The organism is Pseudomonas sp. B21-015 (assembly GCF_024749285.1).
GTDB lineage: Bacteria > Pseudomonadota > Gammaproteobacteria > Pseudomonadales > Pseudomonadaceae > Aquipseudomonas.
The window spans coordinates 2,003,339-2,021,290 of the sequence record NZ_CP087196.1; the positions used below are offsets into that span (position 1 = coordinate 2,003,339).

Sequence of the window (17,952 nt, forward strand, 5' to 3'; positions counted from 1 at the left end):
CTGAATTGAATACAAGGATTTTAGTTTTAGCGGGACTCTCTTTGCTGCATTTGACCGGCTGCGGAAAAGAAGCCCCGCCGTCAGTATTCACCGTGGCTTCCAACGTCGAATTAGTCGTAAAAACCTTACCGGCAATACGCGAAGCCTGCCCAGGCTTGGACAAATACGCTCATTCGCTTGAGAACGTTCGTGTCGGGGGGAATTTCCGAACGGCGATTCTGTTCGATGTTCCCGAATCGACCACAATTCCCGCAACCTATCAGGCCGGCGGACACACGTGCTATCTAGAAATTGATTCCGACGGGAAAACCATCTACGTCGAAAAGCTCGCCTGCAAGTCTATCTGCCTAGATCAGCTGAACACACCAGACGGCCAACTCAAAATCGGACTGGCTCAGGAGAACCGCTAATGAAACAAGAGTTTTATAACAGCGTCGGCCAGGTCGCTGGCGGCGATATTCACAATTACATGCTCAACGATCTCTCCAGCCAGAGTCGTGAAGAAATCGCCGCGCTGCTGGTACGTCTGCGTGGGCGGTTATCCGATGCGCGTAGACGAATTTTGATGAATCCCATTGTTGGCTGGATGGCCCTGGGCTTTCTTGCCTTTGTTATTGAGCTTATATCAGGCGTTGCCTTCAGCTACTCATGGCTGCTTTTTGCAACTCTATTTTTTGGCATCGTGGTGCCGTACCTGTTCTTTATCCCGATTCAAAAAAAGTACGGCCCTTTGGTGTATGTGTACCGGGAAAGCATCAGCACGGTCGAAATATTTCAACACAGCCGTGGCTGGAGCTGAGGGATTCATGGGGCATCAAGTATTTAACGGCAGTATCGGTCAGGTCGCAGGCAAGAACATCATCAACCACCCGAAATGGGATCAGCTCACCAGCGACGAACTGAAGCGGGTCATGACCGAGTACAAGAGAGAGCGGCGCGGCGCGTTCTTTAGGCAATGGATTAACTTAGCCGCACTGCTGCTCCTGCTGACCTGCACCGCATTTGGTGTCTGGGGCTGGTACATGCTCAGGATCGATGGCCTGAGTGGCGAAATCAGTATCGCCAAATGGGTTGTTTTTGGTTGTTTTGTAACGGTGATCAGCGGCTCCGCTTTGTGGTTGCACTTGATCAGGCAAACTGCAGCCACGACGATCTCCGAGTTGGATGCGGATCTAAAAGAAATCAGCAGCGTGCTACGTTTTAGAAAAGCCAAGCGCTAGAGTGGTTGATCTGGCTGTTCAAGGTGTATCCAGCTAGTCTCGGTTGTTTTGTACTGCTAACACTAAGAAAACTAAATACGGCCAATCACCGGGTGATAGAGCTAGGAGCGTTCAAAAATGAAACAAAACAATAATGATAATGGCCGAAAGTCCGGTGGAAGTGAAAAGCATCGGGTAACCAATGATCAAGGAAGTAAAAAGGGCGAAATTCACCGTAAGCCCGGCTTCCCTGGCGTAGTCGACACTGTTGCTCCACCTTCCAAGAAACCTGATAGCGGAGGTGGAAATAGTGAGCAATGCTGATCTCCAAACACGCTGGGAAAAAATGCTCTTCGGGGTTCGTAGATCCTCTCGTTACCATCAGTGCAGACGCGGCTTTTTTGATCGGATTGACCGACTCTCCAATATTGCGTCGTTAGTCTTTGGATCAGCTGCATTTTATGGTGTGCTTCAAGGGCCGGACACCAAAGTCCTTGCTCTTTGGACATCCGCTGGCGTCGCCTTTCTTGGGGTTGTAAATCTGGTGTGGGGTTGCGCAATTCGCGCTCGCGATCACAGCGACTTCATGCGTAGGTATGTAGCTCTTGAGCAGCGAATGTTGCAACCCGCCTCCGAAGACCTTTTGCTATCTATTACAGCTGACAGATTGAGTATCGAAGCGGACGAGCCACCCGCCCTACGTGTACTCGACTGCATCTGTCACAACGAACAAGTGCGGGCAGACGCTGGCCCTCCAGATGAGTACGTAACCATAGGATTTTTCCAACGATTGTTTTCTCCGTTTTTTGACTTTTTTGCACACTCGCTTAAGAAGGTCGGGGATAAACCCAAACCCTGATACTGACCTCTTTAAACTCGATTAAAAGCCCTCCTGTACCACGCCGCCCATGATGGCGGCGTGTGTATTTCTGGCGCCCGAAACCTGCGGCGCCGTTACAGGAGGCGCCCATGCGACCCGAAATCCCTCGCGGCATCCGCAACTTCAATCCCGGCAACATCCGTCATGCCAAGGGCGTGCGCTGGCAAGGCATGGCCGTTGCTCAGTCTGATACCAACTTCGTTCAGTTCAATGGCCCACGCTGGGGTATTCGGGCTATTGCCCGCGTTCTGATCACCTACCAGGACAAGCGTCTGGCCGCTGATGGCAGCCGGATCGACAGCGTGCGCGAAATCATTGAACGCTGGGCTCCAGCCTCTGAAAACAACACTGAGGCCTATACGCTCACCGTCGCCCGCGCCATGGGTCTTGATCCCGACTACGAAGGCTTGGACGTCTACCACTACGACACCATGCGCGTCCTGGTGATGGCGATCATTCGTCACGAAAACGGCCCAGGCCCATTGCCTGTTGGCCAGTGGTACGGCGAGTCGGTTATTGCCGATGGCTTGGCCCTGGCTGGCGTTGAACGTGGTGTCCAGCACGGCAAGGGTGAGGTGGCAGTATGAAGCTGATCTGTGATTGGCGGTGCTGCTACAGGCTCTACAGCGTCCAACTCGGCGTGCTGATTGCCTTGTTTGGCTTCGCTCAACTTGAGCTGCTGCCGATGTGGCAGGCACAGCTTTCGCCCAGGGCTTATGCCGCGCTCAATAGTGGTCTGGGCTTGCTGCTGTTTGTCGCTCGCCTGATCAAACAAGGTCCTGCTCAGGAGGTTCAGCCATGAGGTTGAACCTGTTTGGTAGCACCTTCACGGCGCTGATGGCGGGCTTGTTCGGGGTCTGGCGCTGGCCCATCCCCAGTACCGCCGCTGGTACCTGGATCAGATCCAGCGTCATGCCTCCTTGTAACCATGGCAAGACCGGCATCACAGCGGCCAAACGCCGCGCACGTAAATCACGCAATCGCTTGAGGCATCGTCATGGGCGCGCTTGAACAGCTCGTCTGGCCGATACCGGCCCGCCTGGCTGTGGTGGCCTTGGCTTGCATCCTCAGTGCAGCTGCAGCGGGTTCAGTGGCCTATGGCTTTGGTTTTCGGTACGCCGCATCACTGGGTGACACCGAATTGGCCAACCTCAAGGCCGAGCACGCGGAACAAGCGCGAATCGCCGAGAGTGCCAACCGCCTGCAGCTGCTGCAACAGGTCACCCGTGCCAATAAAACCGAGGATTTATTGCTCGATGTCATGACCCGTCACGCCGAAGAAAAACGCCAGCTCCAGGAGCGCATTCCCCATGTCACCACCCAATACATTGCAGCGCCTGGCGCTGCTGCTAAGCCTATCCCTCATTGCGTGTTCACTGCTGGTTGGTTGCGCGACTACAACACCGCCCTCGGTGTGCCCACCCCAAGACCAGGCACCGTTGCCCCCACTGCTGAAAAAGCGGCCTGGCCCGCCACCGGCACTGAAGCCGAGCTACTGGAAAGCGGCGTCACTCCGGCCGACATCCTTGCCCACGCCCAGGACTACGGCGTGTGGGCCCGATCCAACCTTGCCCAGCTCAATGCCCTGCTTGATCTCCAGGAAAAGGACTGACGCCCTATGGATGTAGCTGAACACGCTACAGATGAAGACGACGCTGATGAGGCAGTACTGCGCGCCCACACCAGCGGGTTGCAGCGGCGCTCAGGCCGCTCGGCCTATCGCTGTGAGGAATGCGGTGATGCCATTCCTGAAGATCGTCGCCAGGCCGAGCCTGGTACTGAACATTGTCTTGATTGCTTAGACGCCTTGGAATACTTGGCTACGCGGGGTTTTCAATGAACCTGAATGAAATGAACTTCGGCTTCCAGACCGTGCAGTGGCTGATCCTGACGGTACTCGGCATTTACACCTGGATGACCAAACGCCAAGCGGCGAGCGCCCAAGAGCTGCTGGAGCTGCGTACCCGGATTGTCGCCCTGGAGGAACACGTCCGGCACCTTCCAGACCAGACAGCCGTGACCGATCTGCTGGGCGATATGAAGGCCGTGCGCGCCGAACTATCGGGGGTCAAGGATGCGCTTGGCCCTTTAGCCCGTTCGCTGGATCGGATCAATGACTACCTGCTGCGAGAGAAGACATGACTCAATATTCCGATTTTCTGCGCCAAGACGTGCGGCTTGTGATCCTGCGCCTTCTGGTGGAAATGCCAGGCTACCGCGCCAATAGTTCGGTGCTGAACACTGCGCTTGATAACTTCGGCCATACCGCCAGCCGCGACCAGGTGAAAACCGAACTGCAATGGCTGGCTGAGCAAGGCGCCATCAGCATTTCTGACGTCGGCCCTGTGCTGGTAGCGACCCTCACCGAGCGCGGGCAAGACATCGCCGCCGGCCGCGCCCGCGTTCCCGGCATCAAACGGCCGGGGGCCTGACCATGGCGGGCAAGTCCTCTATCAACCGCCTGCCGCCGATGGTCAAGGCGTACATCCAGAAGTTGTTGCGCGATGACCGCATGACGCTTGACGACATGCTGGACGACATTCGGGCGCGCTTCCCCAACGAGAAAGCCCCGAGCCGCAGCGCCTTGGGCCGCTTCAAAGTGGGCTTCGATGAACTGATCGACAAGGCCCGCCAGCAGCGCGAAATGGCCGAGGCGTTTGTAGGCGCGCTCGGCGAGGACTCTTCGGACAAGACCGGCGCGTTGCTGGTGGAAGCCATATCGACGCTGACCTATCAGGCTGCCTTGGGCGCTCATGAAAAGGACGATGTCACCATTGCCGAAGTCAACGCACTTGCCCGCGCCGCCAAGGCCACCATGGAGGCCCGGACGATGAGCGTGAAGGAGCGCCAGACCATCGAGCGTGCCGCCCGCGAACGCCTGCTCCGCGAGCAAGCCGCCGAACTGGATAACGCTGTGAAAGCCAAAGGCATGACCGAAGATCAGGCCATGTTCTGGCGCCAGAAATTCCTGGGCGTGAAGCAATGAAACCCTCGTCCAGCACACTGCGCGTCGTCGAATGGGACGAACTTCCGCCGAGCGTTCGGCAGATCCCTGAGGGCTACAACCCCATTGCCGAAGGGATTCTAATGGCACACCAGGTGGACTGGCTGCGCATCCAGGCACAGATCAAGCTCTGCGAAAAAGGCCGTCGTACGGGTATCACTTTCGCTGAAGCTCTGGATTCCGTGATCACCGCTGCTTCGCAAAAGTCTGCGGGTGGTATGGACTGCTTTTACATCGGTGACACGAAGGAAAAAGGCCTGGAGTTCATTGGCTACTGCGCCAAGTTCAGTCGGGTTATGGCCGAGGCTCAGGCATCGGGCGTCAGCGAGATCGAGGAGTTTCTGTTCGAAGACCAGGACGACACGGGCAACACCCGGCAGATCAACGCCTACCGCATCCGTTACGCCTCCGGCTTCAAGATCGTTGCGTTGTCTAGTAACCCGGCCGGCGTTCGCGGCCTGCAGGGAAAGGTCATCATCGACGAAGCAGCGTTTCACCGAGATGTATCCGCCGTGCTCGATGCCGCTACCGCGCTCCTGATCTGGGGCGGTCGGATCGTCATCATCAGTACCCACAACGGCAAGGGCAACGCGTTCAACCAGATGGTCAACGACATCCGGGACAAACGTTACGGCGACAGCGCCGAAGTCTACCGGGCCACCTTTGACGACGCCGTGGCCAACGGTTTGTTTGAGCGCGTGTGCTTCATGGCCGGCAAGGAAGCCACCGCCGAGGACAAGGAAGCCTGGTACAAGAAGATCCGCAATGCCTACGGCCCCCGCAAGGCACAAATGCGGGAAGAATTGGACGCTGTTCCCCGCGACGGCAACGGCGTGTGCATCCCCGGCGTGTGGATCGATGAGGCCATGCGCCCCGGCCGAATCGTTCTGCGCCTGGCGCTGCAAGATGACTTTACCCAGCAACCCGTTCAACGCCGCGATGCCTATGTTGAGGACTGGATAGAGCGGAATCTGGCGCCGCTTGTAATCCAACTCGCTCCAGATCTGCGCCACTACCTGGGCATGGACTACGCCCGCCATCGTGACTTTTCCATCGCCTGCCCGATGTCGGTTGACCAGTCTCGTCACCGGGACGTGCCCTTTGTCATAGAGATGCACCGTGTCCCCGCACGTCAGCAGAAGCTGGTGTTGTTCTATACCCTGCGCCGGTTGCCTCGTTTTAGCGGCGCGGCGCTCGATGCCTCGGGCAACGGCGAAACGCTTGCCGAAGAGACCGCCGACGAGTTCGGCCACAACCTCATCAAACAGGTCAAAATCAGCCGGGCCTGGTACGGCGCCTGGATGCCGAAGTTCGTCGGATTGTTTGAAGACAACACCATCACCATGCCCCAGGACGACAACCTGCACCAGGACGTGCGCGCCATCGAGACAGTGGATGGCATCCCGATGATCGTGAAAGCCCGTTCACAAGACCTCAAAGACCCGGATCTCTACCGCCACGGTGACTTCGCGGGAGCTGGCGCACTGGCCAACTTCGCCACGCTGGAAGTCACCTCCGGCCCGGTATCGGTCAAATCACGCCGCCCTCGTCAGGGCAAACGAATGACTCAGGGGTACGCATGAACAAGAGAGGCCTGTGGGTCAGCCCCACCGAATTCGTCAGCTTTGCCGACGCCAAGCGCAGCTCCACACTTGACCAACACATTGCCACCCGTGGGCGCTCCAGCGCGAGCGGCTCTAGTGGCGTCAACCTGCCCAACCCAGACCCAATCCTCAAGGCTCAGGGCAAAGACATTACGGTCTACCGCGACCTGCGCAGTTCGGCATTGGTCGGCGGCAACGTTCGGCGCCGCAAGGCCTCGGTGCTGTCGCTGGAGCGCGGCATCAAGCGCGGCGACGCGTCCACCAAAGTCGAGCGCTTTATCCGTGATTGGCTGGCCGACCTCGATCTTGATCGCATCATTCGCGAGCTGCTCGATGCGCCGCTGTTTGGGTATCAACCCGTAGAGCTGATGTGGAAGCCGGTGGGCATGAATCTGACGCCGGAAGATCTGCTCGGCAAGCCGGCCGAATGGTTCTTTTACGACAAGGACAACGAACTGCGTTTTCGCTCCAAGGACGCGGGCCAAGACGGCGAGCTGTGCGACCCGCAGCGCTTTATCGTTGCCCGGCAGGACGCGACCTACGCCAACCCTTATGGCTTCCCGGACCTCAGCATGTGCTTCTGGCCGGCGACCTTCATGAAGGGCGGCCTGAAGTTTTGGGTTCAGTTCACCGAGAAGTACGGTAGCCCGTGGGTCATCGGCAAACACCCACGCGGCGCTACGGATGGCGAAACTGATTTGCTGCTCGATAGCCTTGAGGCCATGGTGCAAGACGCTGTGGCGGCCATCCCGGACGATTCCAGCGTGCAAATCATCGAAGCCGCCGGCAAAGCCGGCAGCGCCGAGGTGTACCGCGAGCTGTTGGAGTATTGCCGCAGCGAAATCAACGTCGCCATGCTCGGGCAAAACCAGACCACCGAAAAGGACAGCAATCGCGCCAGCGCGACAGCCGGCGCCGAAGTCACTAAGGACATTCGCGACGGCGATGCCGGCATTGTTGCCGCCTCATTAAATGCGTGCATTCGCCTGGTCGTCGATCTCAACTTCGGCACCGACGTCGTGGCGCCTCTGTACGAGTTGTGGGAACAGGAGGAAATCGACAAGACCCTGGCCCAGCGCGACAAGGCCCTGACCGAGTCCGGCGTGAAGTTCACTGACGCGTACTGGAAGCGCACCTACAACCTGCAGGACGGCGATCTCGCATCGGCGGCGGCCCCCGTCGATTCGCCAGAGTTCGCCGAGCCGACCGTGCGGCCACTGCTGGATCAGATCGCCCTCGACCAAGCCATCGACAGCTTGCCCGCCGAAGCGCTGCAACAACAGGCCGAGCAGGCCATGGCCCCGTTCATCGAAGCACTTCAACGCGCCCGCGATGACTCAGAGGCCCTCGGCCTGTTGGCCGAGGCGTTTCCGCAGATGGACGGCGAGGCGCTTCAGCAACAGCTCGCCAACCTGTTGTTCATCGCCGACACCTGGGGCCGGCTGAGCGCCAGCGCCGACCGGGAGGATTGATATGGCCGCCTCGGAAAAGCGCCTCAGCCCGACCGACCTCAAAGCCATCTTTGGCCTTGAGCCCGCGAAGGCCATCGCCTACCTCAAGTTCAAGGGCTACGCGGTCACCTGGAACTGGCAGGACATGCTCGACCAGGCGCACGACCAGGCTTTCACCGTCGCCAAGGCCATGCGCCTCGATCTGCTGTCTGATATTCGGGCGGCGCTGGAAACCGCGCTGCAGGACGGCCAAACGCTCAAGCAGTTCATCACGAACATGCAGCCGACGCTGGAAGCCCAAGGCTGGTGGGGGCAACAGGTCATTGTCGACAGCGAAGGCGTCGGCGAACTGGTGCAACTGGGAAGCCCGCGCCGGCTCAAGACGATCTATCAGACCAACCTGCAAAGCGCCTACATGGCTGGCCGTAAGGCCGAGATGGAACAAACCACCGAGACGCACCCGTACTGGATGTACGTGGCCATCCTGGACGGCAAGACGCGGCCGAGTCACCGTGCGCTCCACGGCCAGGTGTTCCGCCACGATGACCCCATCTGGTCGGCGATCTTCCCGCCCAACGGATTCAACTGCCGCTGCCGCGTAGTTGCGTTGAGTGAGGCGGCCGTCAAGCGCCGGGGCCTGACCGTCGTATCGAGCGCGGGGCGGTCGTTCACCGAAACCGTCGAGACTGGAACGGACAAGCGCACCGGCGAAATCAGAAAGGCCACGGTCACCGGCCTTCGCACCACCGATGCCGAAGGCCGGGCTATCACCTTCCGCACAGATCCGGGCTTCAATCACGCGCCAGGCACTGGCCTGGTCGAGGCGTTGAAACGCAAAGAGGCGGCCGCTTAGGAGGCGCACCATGTTCACCGTTGAAATGGATCACCAGCGTCTGCAGGACGCTTTGCGGAAAGTTGAGTGGGCCGTCGGAGATCTCGCACCGCTGATGCGCAGCACTGCCACCGAGTTGCTGAGCCAGACAGAAGAAAACTTCGAAAGTGAGGGGCGGCCCGACTGGACTGACCTATCCGATACCACGACGGAGCGACGGGAAAAAAGCGGCAACTGGCCCGGTCAGATATTGCAGATCAGTGCGGCGGGGCTGGCGGCCTCGGTCATCAGCCTTGCAACCGACAGCTCCGCGCTAGTCGGCAGTAACAAATCCTATGCGGCGATGATGCACTTCGGCGGGGAAAAATCGGAGTTCCCGCACCTGTGGGGTGATATTCCGAGCCGGCCGTGGTTGCCTATGGACGCCGAGGGTGTCATCCAGCCTGAAGCAGAGGAAGCAATTCTCGGGCTCGCGCTGCGTCACTTAGAAAAAGCCGCACGCCTGTAACCCCCTCAGAAGCGTTTGCATCGCCATTTGGCTGCGGTTCATCGAACCGCATTGGTCTCAAACGCTGTAAACGCTTTATAAAGCCGCCCAGCTATCCTGTCCGTGGGGATCTGGCTTACCAATCCCAATCATCATCATGATCTGGGTACTGGCCAAATGGATCGACGTCGTTACCCGTGTGCCCTTCGTCATCAAATTTATAATCGACTTCTTTGATCTTGTGCCGAACAAGAGTTTCAGGAACGTACTCAATACCACGAGTCGGTTTGTTCGGATCGTGTGGTGGCCGCAATACCTCGCCAGCCGATTCCATCGAGATCACATGAGCAAACAAAACAATGTTCAGCCCACCACTATTTTGAGCGGAAGAAAAGATCACTCCATCGAATCGAGGTGTGTGCTGCGTAGAGAGATACTCAGCGATCACTTGTGTCGTTAGATACTCATGCTCTTGGTTCGGTAGAACGGGGCTTTTAATTTTCTGGTGAAACGTGCGCAGAAACCTGCGGCGCTCCATTTTTAACCGGCACTCAGGGTCAAATAGGCTCAAGGGAGCATGTTCGTAAGCGTCCTCAAGTCGTTGGAAATCAAGAACCCTCAAGTCTCGCGTTAATCTGAACTGCCCACTTATGACACTTCCACCGATTGCTGGTCGCAGCTCTGCAACGCAGGTTTTCCGATCAAAGGCGCCGTAAAAAACTGGAACACCTTCGGGGTTCATTCGGCCCGCGCGCGCTTTCTCCTTTGGTGGGGCAGCTAACTTTTCAGCAGGATTGATTGCTATCACCCGTGCATCATCTAGTGACTTGCATTCGCGGGCACGAAACAGTTCTCTGCAATCACTAGCCTTGAGCGTACGCACCACAGCGTCTTCATTCAGGTCAGACGTCCTGAGGTTTCGGAACGAGTCAATACTCCCGAAAAGCCATTCCAAAAACTGTTTACCGCTCTGATTAAAGAAGCGGCTTTTGTGCATGATGCCGGTTCGAAAGTCTTGCCACTTGCGCTCGGCTTCTATCGGTCGTAACTGGCGGGGCATGTACAGACCGAACTCTTCAAATCGGGCTTCGCCGCCTTGCCTTATGTCCCAATGGGAACAAGTCACCAACTCACCACATACATCGCCGACCAAGGCGTCATCGGTGTCGTCGCAACCTAACATTTCAGCAACATGAAAATTGAGTTCGTCACCTCTCTCCCAAACGGAGGTGTTTTCGAAGAATGACCACATTGCATCGGCTACCCAATCTGAAAGCAGCTCTATCGTGATGGCTTTCCGTTTTTTCTTGCAGTAGAAGCATTTGGCCGAGGCCCCCTCATTTTTGATGAGTGCTTTCAGGTACTCATCGCCAACACATCCGTAACAAACCACTGCGTCCTGATCATCCATACCAAACCCCTGCTAACAGTGCGAAGCGTATTGAGCCTCCCCGGATCATCGCATTGGCGCCGGGCCGCTCCAAGCTTTGACGCCCGCACTCTTTAAACCCGATTAAAAGTCCTGGTCCACTCGTTGGCCCAGGCTGTGCGCATCACCTCCACGCAGCACACAGCCATGAAACCACTGCACATCTTCAAACCCGGCACGCATACCGCTATGAATGGCGTCAGTTTCGACTTTAGCGAGTCCGATCTGGCCGCCACAGTGAAAGCGTATGACCCGGCTCTGCACGAAGCCCCGATGGTCATCGGGCACCCCCAGCATGACGCCCCGGCCGCTGGCTGGGTCAAGTCACTGACGGCCACCGCCCAAGGCCTGATCGCCGAGCCGCAACAGGTCGATGTCTCGTTCGCCGAGCAGGTAGCCAAGGGCAGCTACAAGAAAATTTCCGCCTCCTTCTATCACCCCAGCGCCGCCAATAACCCGGTACCGGGCGTGTATTACCTGCGCCACGTTGGTTTCCTCGGCGCTCAGCCGCCAGCCGTGAAAGGCCTTCGGCCCATCGAACTGGCCGACGGCGAGGAAGGCGTTGTCGAGTTCGGCGACTACGGCCACGAACTCAACTCCGACATGTGGCGCCGTTTCCGTGAATGGCTCATCGGCAAATTCGATAAAGACACCGCCGACCAGGTGGTCCCGTCGTGGGCCATCGACAGCCTCGCCGAAATCGCCCGACAGCCCGAGCCGGGCAATCAACCCGCTTTCTCCGAACCCACCCGATCCACCGAGGTAACCAGCATGTCCGACAAAGACCCAGCCGCCCTTGAGGCGGAGAACAAACGCCTGAAGGCCGATATCGCCAAACGCGACAAAGCCGCTCGTACCGCCGCGCAGGAAGCCATCCACGGGGCGAACGTCGAGTTCGCCGAAAAGCTGGTGGCGGCGGGCATGAAGCCGGTGCACTCCCCGGCGGTGATTGCCGCGCTGGATTACGCCGACTCCAGCGAAACCCCGCTGGAGTTCGGCGAAGAAGACGCCCGCGAGCCGTTGAGCGACGGCCTGAAAGCGATCTTCAGTGACCTGGCCGGCGGCGTCAGCTTCGCGGAAGTCGCCACCAAAACCCGCGCCGGCAAGACCGTTCCCCAAACCACCAACCCACTGCTGGCGGACGCCGAAGCCCGCGCTAAACGATAGGAGGCCCCATGGCCACGTTTACTCAACCGAAAGATCCGGGCGACTTGCTGCTGGTCGAAGTCTGCCCCGGCTGGACGAAGGACAAAGTCACGCTGCTGGGCGGGGTGAATTACGCGTTCGGCCAGGTGCTGGCGAAAGTCTCCGGCAAGTACCAGGTGGTCGACCTCGCCGGCACCGGCGCGGCCAAAAAATCGGTAGCGGTTTTGATTGAAGCCGTGGACGCAACAGCCAGCGACCAGCCGGGTGTGGTGATCTCACGCGGCGCCGTCGTCGATCTCGCCGAATTGACCTGGCCGGTAGGCATCACCGAAGCCCAGAAGGCCACCGCCCTGGACGAACTCAACGCCCTGGGCATCGTTGCCCGTACGGCCCTCTGATCTGGAGTACTCCATGAATCTGCAAGACATGTTCAGCGTCGCCAACCTCACCGCCGCCGTGAACAAGCTCCCCGCAATTCCCGGCAAAGTCGGCGCGATGGGGCTGTTCGATGAAAAAGGCGTCACCAGCACCAGCGTCGTTATCGATGAACGCGAAGGCCGCCTGGTGCTGGTGCCCAACACCTCGCGCAATGACGACCCGGCCCCGATCAAGGGCAGCAAACGTAAACGCAAAACGTTTGAAACGCTGCACCTGCCGCTCAACCGTCCGATCCTGCCAAGCCAATTGCAGGGCGTTGCCGCGTTCGGCCAGGAGGACACCACCGCGCCTGTGGCGACGGTAATCAACGACAACCTGCAGGAGCTGAAAAACAGCATCGAAGCCACCCGTGAATTCCAGCGTGTGGGCGCTCTTCGCGGCAAGCTGCTGGATGCGGACGGTGAAATCATCACCGACCTATTCAAAGAGTTTGAAGTCACCCAGAAGAAAATCCCGGTGGCGCTGAGCAATGCCGGCACCAACGTACGCAAGGCCTGCCTCGACGCAAAACGCTATTCCGAATCCAAACTGGGCGGCGTGATGGTCACGGGTTTCCGCGCACTGTGCGGGCCGGATTGGTTCGACGCCTTTATCGACCATGAAAAAGTCAAAGCCGCATTTGCCAACTATCAAGAGGCGCAGGATCGCCTCGGCGGCGATGTGCGCTCGGGCTTCACCTTCGGCGGCATTGAGTTCATCGAGTACGACGTCACCGTCAGCGGGCAGCGTTTCATTCCGGCCGACATCGCCCAGGTGTTCCCGGTGGCCCGTGGCGTGTTCCGCATGTTCAATGCCCCGGCGAACTACAACGAAACCGTCAACACAATTGGCCAGCCGTTCTACAGCAAGGCCGAAGAACGGAAAATGGGCAAAGGCTGGGATCTGGAAGCCCAGGCGAACCCGTTGGCCATGTGCCTGTTCCCTGAAGCCCTGGTCGAGCTGAAGGCGGGTTAACCCATGCGCTACTGCACCCGTGCTGATATCGGCAATGCCATCCCGGAGATGACGCTGATCCAGCTCTCCAACGATGACCCCGCCGCCGGGCTGCCCAACGAGACCGTTATTGAGGACGGCGTGCGGCAGGCAGAAGAGTTGGTGGATGGCTACCTTCGCGGGCGGTACAACCTGCCGCTCGACCCGGTGCCGACCGTGCTGCGGGATGCTGTGGTGTATCTGGCGCGGCATTGGCTGTATCAGCGCCGGCCCGAGGGCGCGTTGCCTGATGCGGTGAAGGACAGCCGTAAGGACACCATCAAGCTGCTGGAAAGCATTCGCGACGGAGTGGTCACTCTGGGCATGCCCACAGGCCACGCCGCGCCCGAGCCGGGAGAGATCCGTGTGCGGGCACGTTCTCAACAGTTTGGCGCTGATACATGGGAGCGCTATTGATGAGCGTCGTCCTGCCTAAAACCCAAACCGAGCAACTGCTGGAGGCAACGTGTGCTCGTTTGCAGGAACACTTCAGCAAGGAATTGATGGTCGAGCTATTTCCCGAAAATCCAGCCGGGTACCGGCTCAACCATCCACGCGGTTCGATCTTGCTGGCATACGGAAAATCAACCTTTGGTGGTTCAGAGGCCGGCGATTCGATGTTCCAGGCGCGCAACATCGTTATCCGATTGACCCTGGTATTCCGCCAACTCAATGGCAAGGATGGCGTGATCAGCTACCTCGATCAGATCCGTGCATGCCTGACTGGCTGGTTTGCACCACATTGCGATCAGGCCTGCCGTCCCGTCGCAGAGCAGTTTATCGGGCAAATGACCGGCCTCTGGCAATACGGCCAGGACTTCGCACTTCGTGCCACTCAGATACAGGCCCCGCTCCCAAGCGGTCCACCTTTACCGCCCAATCTCCAATTTGAGGAAACCCCATGAAGCTCACCGGCTACACCTACACCTACACCTACACCGGCCCGCGAAGCGCTGCCTCTCTGCGGGTTGGCGAACCCCACGAATTGCTTGAAGTGCAGCTGCTCCCCGGTAAACCCGTCGAGCTGCCGGCCGATCACGAGTACACCCTGGTGTTGTTGGAACTCAAGCACCTGGTTTTATTGCCGTCTACCGCAAAATCCGCCGGTAAGACGCCAGTCGCGCCTCAGACAATTGAACAGGAGTGACGCCCGATGGCAGCTAACTATTTGCACGGTATTGAAACCACTGAGGTCGAGCGCGGCCCTCGGGCCATTCGGGTGGTCAAATCGGCGGTGATTGCTTTGGTAGGTACCGCACCTATTGGCCCGGTGAATGAGCTGACGTTGTGCTTAAACGATAAGGACGCGGCTCAGTTCGGCTCACATCTCACTGGCTTCAGCATTCCCGAAGCGCTGGAAGGTATTTACGACTTCGGCACCGGTACAGTGCTGGTGGTCAATGTACTCGATCCAGCCATCCACCGCACCAATGTGGCTGATCAAGCGAAACAGTTCGGGGATAACGACCTGCTTCAGCTGGAGCACGGCGCATTGCAACAGCTGCAGTTGAAGTCTGCGGATAGTGCGACTTCTTACGTGCTCGACACTGACTACACGGTGACCATGCTCACCGGTCGTGTGAAGCGCATGGCGATGGGTAGCATTCCTGCAAACGGCCAAGTGAAAGCCAGCTACACCCATGCCGATCCGAGCAAAGTCACGCCAGCCGACATAATTGGTGGGGTTACCGTCGCCGGACGTCGCACTGGTCTGAAAGCCTTCCAGGACAGCTACAACCTGCTGGGTTTTTTCCCGAAAATCTTCATCGCACCAGGCTTCAGCACTTTGAATTCTGTGAGTGTCGACTTAACGGCCTCGGCTACTCAGGTCGGTGCGGTTACATACGTTGATGCGCCCATCGGCACCACGGTGCAACAGGTAATCGCAGGGCGCGGGCCAGCCGGCGCAATCAACTTCAACACCAGCAGCGACCGCGTGCGTCTGTGCTATCCGCACGTGAAGGTGTATGACGCAGCAACCAACGGCGAGCGGCTGCAACCGCTCTCGATTCGAGCAGCAGGTCTGCGGGCCAAAGTCGACAACGACAAGGGCTATTGGTGGAGTAGCTCCAACCAGGAACTGGTGGGCGTGATCGGTCTGGAGCGGCCATTGACCGCTCGCGTGGACGATGCGAGTAGCGAGGTCAACCTGCTCAATGAAAACGGCATCACCACCGTCTTCAACTCCTTCGGTACCGGGCTGCGCCTGTGGGGCAACCGTACCGCCGCCTGGCCGACAGTGACGCACATGCGCAACTTTGAAAACGTGCGGCGCACCAAGGACGTGGTGGACGAATCAATTCGTTACAGCTCGCTGCAATTCGTCGACATGCCCTTCACCAGCTCGCTGATCACCAGCATCACGGAAAGCGTCAACCTGTTCCTGCGCAAGCTGATCGGCGACGGGGCGTTAATCGGCGGCGAGTGCTGGTACGACCCTGCACGTAACCCGCAGACGGAGCTGGAACAGGGCCATGCACTGTTCAACTACAAGCTGACGGTGCCGCTGCCATTTGAGCGAGGCACCTTCGAAACTGAAATCACCGGGGAATACCTGGTTAACCTGGGAGCCGCATAAATGGCAGGCTTTAGTGCACACCGCATTGCCAACGCCGCCATCTATCTGGATGGCGCAAGCTTCTTCGGCCGGGCCGAAGAGATCGATCTGGGCTCAATCAAAACCGTAACCAGTGACTTCCAGGGATTGGGCATGGTTGGCCTGATCGAACTGCCTGATGGAGTCGATAAGCTGGAAGGCAAAATCACCTGGAACAGTCTGTACTACGACGCGGCCGTCAAACTGGTCACGCCATTCAAAAGCGTTCAGTTGCAATGCCGCTCCAACGTCCAGGTCTTCAACAACGGCGGCTTGGTGAACGAAATCGCGTTGGTGACCATGATGACCATTACCGGCAAGGAATATCAGCTGGGCAGTCACAAGCCGCGAGATCCGACCAAGTACGAAACGCCATTCTCAGCGACGTATGTGCGGCAGGTGATTGATGGACAGGAGGTGGTTCTGCTGGATTACCTGGCCAACATTTTCCGCGTCGGCGGTGAGGATCAGTTGGCTAAGTACAGGCAGAACATTGGGCAAGCGTAATAAAAAAGGCCGCTGATCTCAGCGGCCTTTTTTTTGTTAGCGGTAGTAAAGAGAGGTAAGGCAGCGTGGGGTCGCGTTCATAAGGGTGAACGCTTTCTGTGTCAGCGTCACGTTACCAAAGCTACCAAACCTCTTGTTCGTTCCTCTCAGATACTCCTCTGTGTACAACCAAGTGACGCAATGGTCAAAAAACTTCTCGTCAGTGCTCGGCTCCTGTTCGGTTATCTGTCCCGCTCCGCCTATCGTCTCGGGTTCCGGCTGAGGGATTTCCTGAGTAGGACCGAGGTCCGACCAGGCTAAGTCCAACGGCTCTGGAAACGACTCCAATAACCGGGCAAAAATTGCACTAACAACGTCATCGAATTTTTTTGAGTTCGTGATCTGCATACTGGCTCATCCTTGTGAATCGATTGTTTGAAGGCATTAACAATTGAGTATCTGTAATCAATGGCTACAGATACTCCTGACATATGACCTCAGGTGAACCATCGCTGTGCTTTCGGAAGCATTCAGCTTCCCGTTCAGGACTGTCGACCGAGTCTCACCATTAGGCAAGTAGACAGTTAACGTGTCCCCATGCACAGCATATTGAGCGGTGTATTCGACACCATCATGCTGTATCGAAATTTCTTCTTCCATCGATGTACTCCCGATTCCACCTCAAAATACTCTCTTTAAACCCGATTAAAAGCCAGCGCTACGGCCGAATGCGATGCTCAGGGCTCTCTCATAGCAGTCGATCAGACCGACAACCTGGAGCAACGAAGATGGCCGAAGCAATCAGCTTGACCCTCAAATTCCCTTTCAAGAGTGCCAGCGGCGAGATGATCTCGAAGCTGCCTATCAAGCGCCTCAAACGCAAAGACATCAGCGCCGCGCAGGCCGTAACCAAAGACGAAGGCGCGCTGGAAGACATGCTGGTGGCCAAGATGCTGGGCATCACCCTGGAGGACCTCGGTGAGTTCGATATCGCTGACTCTAAGTCAGCCACCGAGGTGTTGCGGGAAATGTCCAATGGAGGAGACCTTGCTGCAGTCTTGGGACGAGGCACTGTTGCTCGTACTGAGGATGCAGCCGTCTGAGATCATCCGACTGGACATGGTGGACTACTGGCGGTGGGTTGAGACATGTAAGCGCGAGATCAATCGTCGTATCGAACTCGCCGAGCAGATGAATGGCTAATCACTGCCACTAGCCCGACCACCACTCCCGCCAACAACGCGCCGCCCGCTGCAATAGGGGCGGCCGCTAGGGCCAGCAACGGCAAGCCCAGGCAGAACATCAAAACCGCCGCCCACACTGGCAGGTTCGTCAGGCAGAGCCAGGCAAGCCAGATCACACCGACGCCTATGGTCAGTGCATAGAGGGTTTTAGCGGTGCGTAAAGCGGTCATCTCAAACATGCTCA

29 protein-coding genes are annotated in these 17,952 nt (G+C 58.0%); 26 read left to right on the top strand and 3 right to left on the bottom strand.

Annotated features, from left to right (window positions below):
* Window positions 1-5: 5 nt before the first annotated feature.
* The 17 genes from LOY38_RS09180 (at window position 6) to LOY38_RS09260 (ending at window position 9,478) form a co-directional block, all read left to right on the top strand.
* A complete protein-coding gene (locus tag LOY38_RS09180) occupies window positions 6-410 on the top strand; it encodes a hypothetical protein (protein ID WP_258699742.1) in 405 nt (134 codons plus the stop codon).
* Window positions 410-799, top strand: coding sequence for a hypothetical protein (locus LOY38_RS09185; RefSeq protein WP_258699743.1), 390 nt, complete (start codon window positions 410-412; stop codon window positions 797-799). Before LOY38_RS09180 ends, LOY38_RS09185 begins: the two co-directional genes overlap by 1 nt.
* 7 nt (window positions 800-806) lie before the next feature.
* On the top strand, window positions 807-1,220 hold the full coding sequence (locus LOY38_RS09190; RefSeq protein WP_258699744.1) for a hypothetical protein: 414 nt from the start codon (window positions 807-809) through the stop codon (window positions 1,218-1,220).
* A 117-nt stretch (window positions 1,221-1,337) separates the two neighbouring features.
* Window positions 1,338-1,523 carry a hypothetical protein gene (locus LOY38_RS09195; RefSeq protein ID WP_258699745.1) on the top strand — a complete coding sequence of 62 codons (186 nt, stop codon included), beginning with the start codon at window positions 1,338-1,340 and terminating at the stop codon, window positions 1,521-1,523.
* Window positions 1,510-2,058: a hypothetical protein gene (locus tag LOY38_RS09200; protein WP_258699746.1), complete on the top strand. Its 549-nt coding sequence runs from the start codon at window positions 1,510-1,512 to the stop codon at window positions 2,056-2,058. Before LOY38_RS09195 ends, LOY38_RS09200 begins: the two co-directional genes overlap by 14 nt.
* Before the next feature lie 110 nt (window positions 2,059-2,168).
* Entirely contained in the window at window positions 2,169-2,666 is a 498-nt protein-coding gene (locus LOY38_RS09205; protein WP_258699747.1) for a structural protein, read from the top strand.
* Window positions 2,663-2,881 (top strand): hypothetical protein, encoded by a 219-nt coding sequence (locus LOY38_RS09210; protein ID WP_258699748.1) that lies wholly within the window; start codon window positions 2,663-2,665, stop codon window positions 2,879-2,881. Before LOY38_RS09205 ends, LOY38_RS09210 begins: the two co-directional genes overlap by 4 nt.
* Window positions 2,878-3,090, top strand: coding sequence for a hypothetical protein (locus tag LOY38_RS09215; RefSeq protein ID WP_258699749.1), 213 nt, complete (start codon window positions 2,878-2,880; stop codon window positions 3,088-3,090). Before LOY38_RS09210 ends, LOY38_RS09215 begins: the two co-directional genes overlap by 4 nt.
* Window positions 3,077-3,691 carry a lysis protein gene (locus LOY38_RS09220; protein ID WP_258699750.1) on the top strand — a complete coding sequence of 205 codons (615 nt, stop codon included), beginning with the start codon at window positions 3,077-3,079 and terminating at the stop codon, window positions 3,689-3,691. The genes LOY38_RS09215 and LOY38_RS09220 overlap by 14 nt, the downstream gene beginning before the upstream one ends.
* Window positions 3,692-3,697: 6 nt before the next feature.
* The gene (locus LOY38_RS09225) at window positions 3,698-3,919 is read left to right on the top strand and encodes a TraR/DksA C4-type zinc finger protein (RefSeq protein WP_258699751.1); all 222 of its coding nucleotides are present in this window, start codon (window positions 3,698-3,700) and stop codon (window positions 3,917-3,919) included.
* Window positions 3,916-4,221: a DUF2730 domain-containing protein gene (locus tag LOY38_RS09230; RefSeq protein ID WP_258699752.1), complete on the top strand. Its 306-nt coding sequence runs from the start codon at window positions 3,916-3,918 to the stop codon at window positions 4,219-4,221. Before LOY38_RS09225 ends, LOY38_RS09230 begins: the two co-directional genes overlap by 4 nt.
* Window positions 4,218-4,511: an ArsR family transcriptional regulator gene (locus LOY38_RS09235; RefSeq protein ID WP_258699753.1), complete on the top strand. Its 294-nt coding sequence runs from the start codon at window positions 4,218-4,220 to the stop codon at window positions 4,509-4,511. The genes LOY38_RS09230 and LOY38_RS09235 overlap by 4 nt, the downstream gene beginning before the upstream one ends.
* Window positions 4,512-4,513: 2 nt before the next feature.
* On the top strand, window positions 4,514-5,065 hold the full coding sequence (locus tag LOY38_RS09240; protein ID WP_258699754.1) for a DUF3486 family protein: 552 nt from the start codon (window positions 4,514-4,516) through the stop codon (window positions 5,063-5,065).
* Window positions 5,062-6,666, top strand: coding sequence for a hypothetical protein (locus tag LOY38_RS09245; RefSeq protein ID WP_258699755.1), 1,605 nt, complete (start codon window positions 5,062-5,064; stop codon window positions 6,664-6,666). The genes LOY38_RS09240 and LOY38_RS09245 overlap by 4 nt, the downstream gene beginning before the upstream one ends.
* Window positions 6,663-8,159 carry a DUF935 domain-containing protein gene (locus LOY38_RS09250; protein WP_258699756.1) on the top strand — a complete coding sequence of 499 codons (1,497 nt, stop codon included), beginning with the start codon at window positions 6,663-6,665 and terminating at the stop codon, window positions 8,157-8,159. Before LOY38_RS09245 ends, LOY38_RS09250 begins: the two co-directional genes overlap by 4 nt.
* 1 nt (window position 8,160) lies before the next feature.
* Window positions 8,161-8,991 (top strand): phage minor head protein, encoded by an 831-nt coding sequence (locus LOY38_RS09255; protein WP_258699757.1) that lies wholly within the window; start codon window positions 8,161-8,163, stop codon window positions 8,989-8,991.
* Window positions 8,992-9,001: 10 nt separating this feature from the next.
* Window positions 9,002-9,478 carry a phage virion morphogenesis protein gene (locus tag LOY38_RS09260; RefSeq protein ID WP_258699758.1) on the top strand — a complete coding sequence of 159 codons (477 nt, stop codon included), beginning with the start codon at window positions 9,002-9,004 and terminating at the stop codon, window positions 9,476-9,478.
* Between the two features lie 115 nt (window positions 9,479-9,593).
* Here LOY38_RS09260 and LOY38_RS09265 read toward each other — a convergent pair whose 3' ends face one another.
* Window positions 9,594-10,868 carry an RES family NAD+ phosphorylase gene (locus LOY38_RS09265; RefSeq protein ID WP_258699759.1) on the bottom strand — a complete coding sequence of 425 codons (1,275 nt, stop codon included), beginning with the start codon at window positions 10,866-10,868 and terminating at the stop codon, window positions 9,594-9,596.
* Between the two features lie 165 nt (window positions 10,869-11,033).
* Here LOY38_RS09265 and LOY38_RS09270 point away from each other — a divergent pair, with 165 nt between their 5' ends.
* Genes LOY38_RS09270 through LOY38_RS09305 form a run of 8 tightly spaced genes read left to right on the top strand, consistent with a single transcriptional unit; the run spans window position 11,034 to window position 16,545 of the window.
* Window positions 11,034-12,053 (top strand): phage protease, encoded by a 1,020-nt coding sequence (locus LOY38_RS09270; protein ID WP_258699760.1) that lies wholly within the window; start codon window positions 11,034-11,036, stop codon window positions 12,051-12,053.
* An 8-nt stretch (window positions 12,054-12,061) separates the two neighbouring features.
* The gene (locus LOY38_RS09275; RefSeq protein ID WP_258699761.1) at window positions 12,062-12,430 is read left to right on the top strand and encodes a head decoration protein; all 369 of its coding nucleotides are present in this window, start codon (window positions 12,062-12,064) and stop codon (window positions 12,428-12,430) included.
* Window positions 12,431-12,443: 13 nt separating this feature from the next.
* Window positions 12,444-13,424 (top strand): major capsid protein, encoded by a 981-nt coding sequence (locus tag LOY38_RS09280; RefSeq protein WP_258699762.1) that lies wholly within the window; start codon window positions 12,444-12,446, stop codon window positions 13,422-13,424.
* A gap of 3 nt (window positions 13,425-13,427) precedes the next feature.
* Window positions 13,428-13,859, top strand: coding sequence for a gp436 family protein (locus LOY38_RS09285; RefSeq protein ID WP_258699763.1), 432 nt, complete (start codon window positions 13,428-13,430; stop codon window positions 13,857-13,859).
* Window positions 13,859-14,347 (top strand): Gp37 family protein, encoded by a 489-nt coding sequence (locus tag LOY38_RS09290; RefSeq protein ID WP_258699764.1) that lies wholly within the window; start codon window positions 13,859-13,861, stop codon window positions 14,345-14,347. Before LOY38_RS09285 ends, LOY38_RS09290 begins: the two co-directional genes overlap by 1 nt.
* Entirely contained in the window at window positions 14,344-14,589 is a 246-nt protein-coding gene (locus LOY38_RS09295; RefSeq protein WP_258699765.1) for a hypothetical protein, read from the top strand. The genes LOY38_RS09290 and LOY38_RS09295 overlap by 4 nt, the downstream gene beginning before the upstream one ends.
* A 6-nt stretch (window positions 14,590-14,595) precedes the next feature.
* On the top strand, window positions 14,596-16,020 hold the full coding sequence (locus tag LOY38_RS09300) for a phage tail sheath subtilisin-like domain-containing protein (RefSeq protein ID WP_258699766.1): 1,425 nt from the start codon (window positions 14,596-14,598) through the stop codon (window positions 16,018-16,020).
* Window positions 16,021-16,545 carry a phage major tail tube protein gene (locus LOY38_RS09305; protein WP_258699767.1) on the top strand — a complete coding sequence of 175 codons (525 nt, stop codon included), beginning with the start codon at window positions 16,021-16,023 and terminating at the stop codon, window positions 16,543-16,545.
* A gap of 36 nt (window positions 16,546-16,581) precedes the next feature.
* On the opposite strand, the gene LOY38_RS09310 is transcribed toward LOY38_RS09305, so the two are convergent.
* Complete coding sequence (locus LOY38_RS09310) at window positions 16,582-16,932, bottom strand: hypothetical protein (protein WP_258699768.1); 351 nt, start codon at window positions 16,930-16,932, stop codon at window positions 16,582-16,584.
* Between the two features lie 380 nt (window positions 16,933-17,312).
* Here LOY38_RS09310 and LOY38_RS09315 point away from each other — a divergent pair, with 380 nt between their 5' ends.
* A complete protein-coding gene (locus LOY38_RS09315; RefSeq protein WP_258699769.1) occupies window positions 17,313-17,627 on the top strand; it encodes a phage tail assembly protein in 315 nt (104 codons plus the stop codon).
* A gap of 59 nt (window positions 17,628-17,686) precedes the next feature.
* Here LOY38_RS09315 and LOY38_RS09320 read toward each other — a convergent pair whose 3' ends face one another.
* Complete coding sequence (locus tag LOY38_RS09320; protein WP_258699770.1) at window positions 17,687-17,947, bottom strand: hypothetical protein; 261 nt, start codon at window positions 17,945-17,947, stop codon at window positions 17,687-17,689.
* Window positions 17,948-17,952: the final 5 nt, after the last annotated feature.

Bases quoted from the DNA above. Each gene is read 5' to 3' on its own strand.
- LOY38_RS09185 (WP_258699743.1), top strand. From the start codon at position 410: ATGAAACAAGAGTTTTATAACAGCGTCGGCCAGGTCGCTGGCGGCGAT.
- LOY38_RS09190 (WP_258699744.1), top strand. From the start codon at position 807: ATGGGGCATCAAGTATTTAACGGCAGTATCGGTCAGGTCGCAGGCAAG.
- LOY38_RS09195 (WP_258699745.1), top strand. From the start codon at position 1,338: ATGAAACAAAACAATAATGATAATGGCCGAAAGTCCGGTGGAAGTGAA.
- LOY38_RS09205 (WP_258699747.1), top strand. From the start codon at position 2,169: ATGCGACCCGAAATCCCTCGCGGCATCCGCAACTTCAATCCCGGCAAC.
- LOY38_RS09210 (WP_258699748.1), top strand. From the start codon at position 2,663: ATGAAGCTGATCTGTGATTGGCGGTGCTGCTACAGGCTCTACAGCGTC.
- LOY38_RS09215 (WP_258699749.1), top strand. From the start codon at position 2,878: ATGAGGTTGAACCTGTTTGGTAGCACCTTCACGGCGCTGATGGCGGGC.
- LOY38_RS09220 (WP_258699750.1), top strand. From the start codon at position 3,077: ATGGGCGCGCTTGAACAGCTCGTCTGGCCGATACCGGCCCGCCTGGCT.
- LOY38_RS09225 (WP_258699751.1), top strand. From the start codon at position 3,698: ATGGATGTAGCTGAACACGCTACAGATGAAGACGACGCTGATGAGGCA.
- LOY38_RS09230 (WP_258699752.1), top strand. From the start codon at position 3,916: ATGAACCTGAATGAAATGAACTTCGGCTTCCAGACCGTGCAGTGGCTG.
- LOY38_RS09235 (WP_258699753.1), top strand. From the start codon at position 4,218: ATGACTCAATATTCCGATTTTCTGCGCCAAGACGTGCGGCTTGTGATC.
- LOY38_RS09240 (WP_258699754.1), top strand. From the start codon at position 4,514: ATGGCGGGCAAGTCCTCTATCAACCGCCTGCCGCCGATGGTCAAGGCG.
- LOY38_RS09245 (WP_258699755.1), top strand. From the start codon at position 5,062: ATGAAACCCTCGTCCAGCACACTGCGCGTCGTCGAATGGGACGAACTT.
- LOY38_RS09250 (WP_258699756.1), top strand. From the start codon at position 6,663: ATGAACAAGAGAGGCCTGTGGGTCAGCCCCACCGAATTCGTCAGCTTT.
- LOY38_RS09255 (WP_258699757.1), top strand. From the start codon at position 8,161: ATGGCCGCCTCGGAAAAGCGCCTCAGCCCGACCGACCTCAAAGCCATC.
- LOY38_RS09260 (WP_258699758.1), top strand. From the start codon at position 9,002: ATGTTCACCGTTGAAATGGATCACCAGCGTCTGCAGGACGCTTTGCGG.
- LOY38_RS09265 (WP_258699759.1), bottom strand. From the start codon at position 10,868: ATGGATGATCAGGACGCAGTGGTTTGTTACGGATGTGTTGGCGATGAG.
- LOY38_RS09270 (WP_258699760.1), top strand. From the start codon at position 11,034: ATGAAACCACTGCACATCTTCAAACCCGGCACGCATACCGCTATGAAT.
- LOY38_RS09275 (WP_258699761.1), top strand. From the start codon at position 12,062: ATGGCCACGTTTACTCAACCGAAAGATCCGGGCGACTTGCTGCTGGTC.
- LOY38_RS09280 (WP_258699762.1), top strand. From the start codon at position 12,444: ATGAATCTGCAAGACATGTTCAGCGTCGCCAACCTCACCGCCGCCGTG.
- LOY38_RS09285 (WP_258699763.1), top strand. From the start codon at position 13,428: ATGCGCTACTGCACCCGTGCTGATATCGGCAATGCCATCCCGGAGATG.
- LOY38_RS09290 (WP_258699764.1), top strand. From the start codon at position 13,859: ATGAGCGTCGTCCTGCCTAAAACCCAAACCGAGCAACTGCTGGAGGCA.
- LOY38_RS09295 (WP_258699765.1), top strand. From the start codon at position 14,344: ATGAAGCTCACCGGCTACACCTACACCTACACCTACACCGGCCCGCGA.
- LOY38_RS09300 (WP_258699766.1), top strand. From the start codon at position 14,596: ATGGCAGCTAACTATTTGCACGGTATTGAAACCACTGAGGTCGAGCGC.
- LOY38_RS09305 (WP_258699767.1), top strand. From the start codon at position 16,021: ATGGCAGGCTTTAGTGCACACCGCATTGCCAACGCCGCCATCTATCTG.
- LOY38_RS09310 (WP_258699768.1), bottom strand. From the start codon at position 16,932: ATGCAGATCACGAACTCAAAAAAATTCGATGACGTTGTTAGTGCAATT.
- LOY38_RS09315 (WP_258699769.1), top strand. From the start codon at position 17,313: ATGGCCGAAGCAATCAGCTTGACCCTCAAATTCCCTTTCAAGAGTGCC.
- LOY38_RS09320 (WP_258699770.1), bottom strand. From the start codon at position 17,947: ATGTTTGAGATGACCGCTTTACGCACCGCTAAAACCCTCTATGCACTG.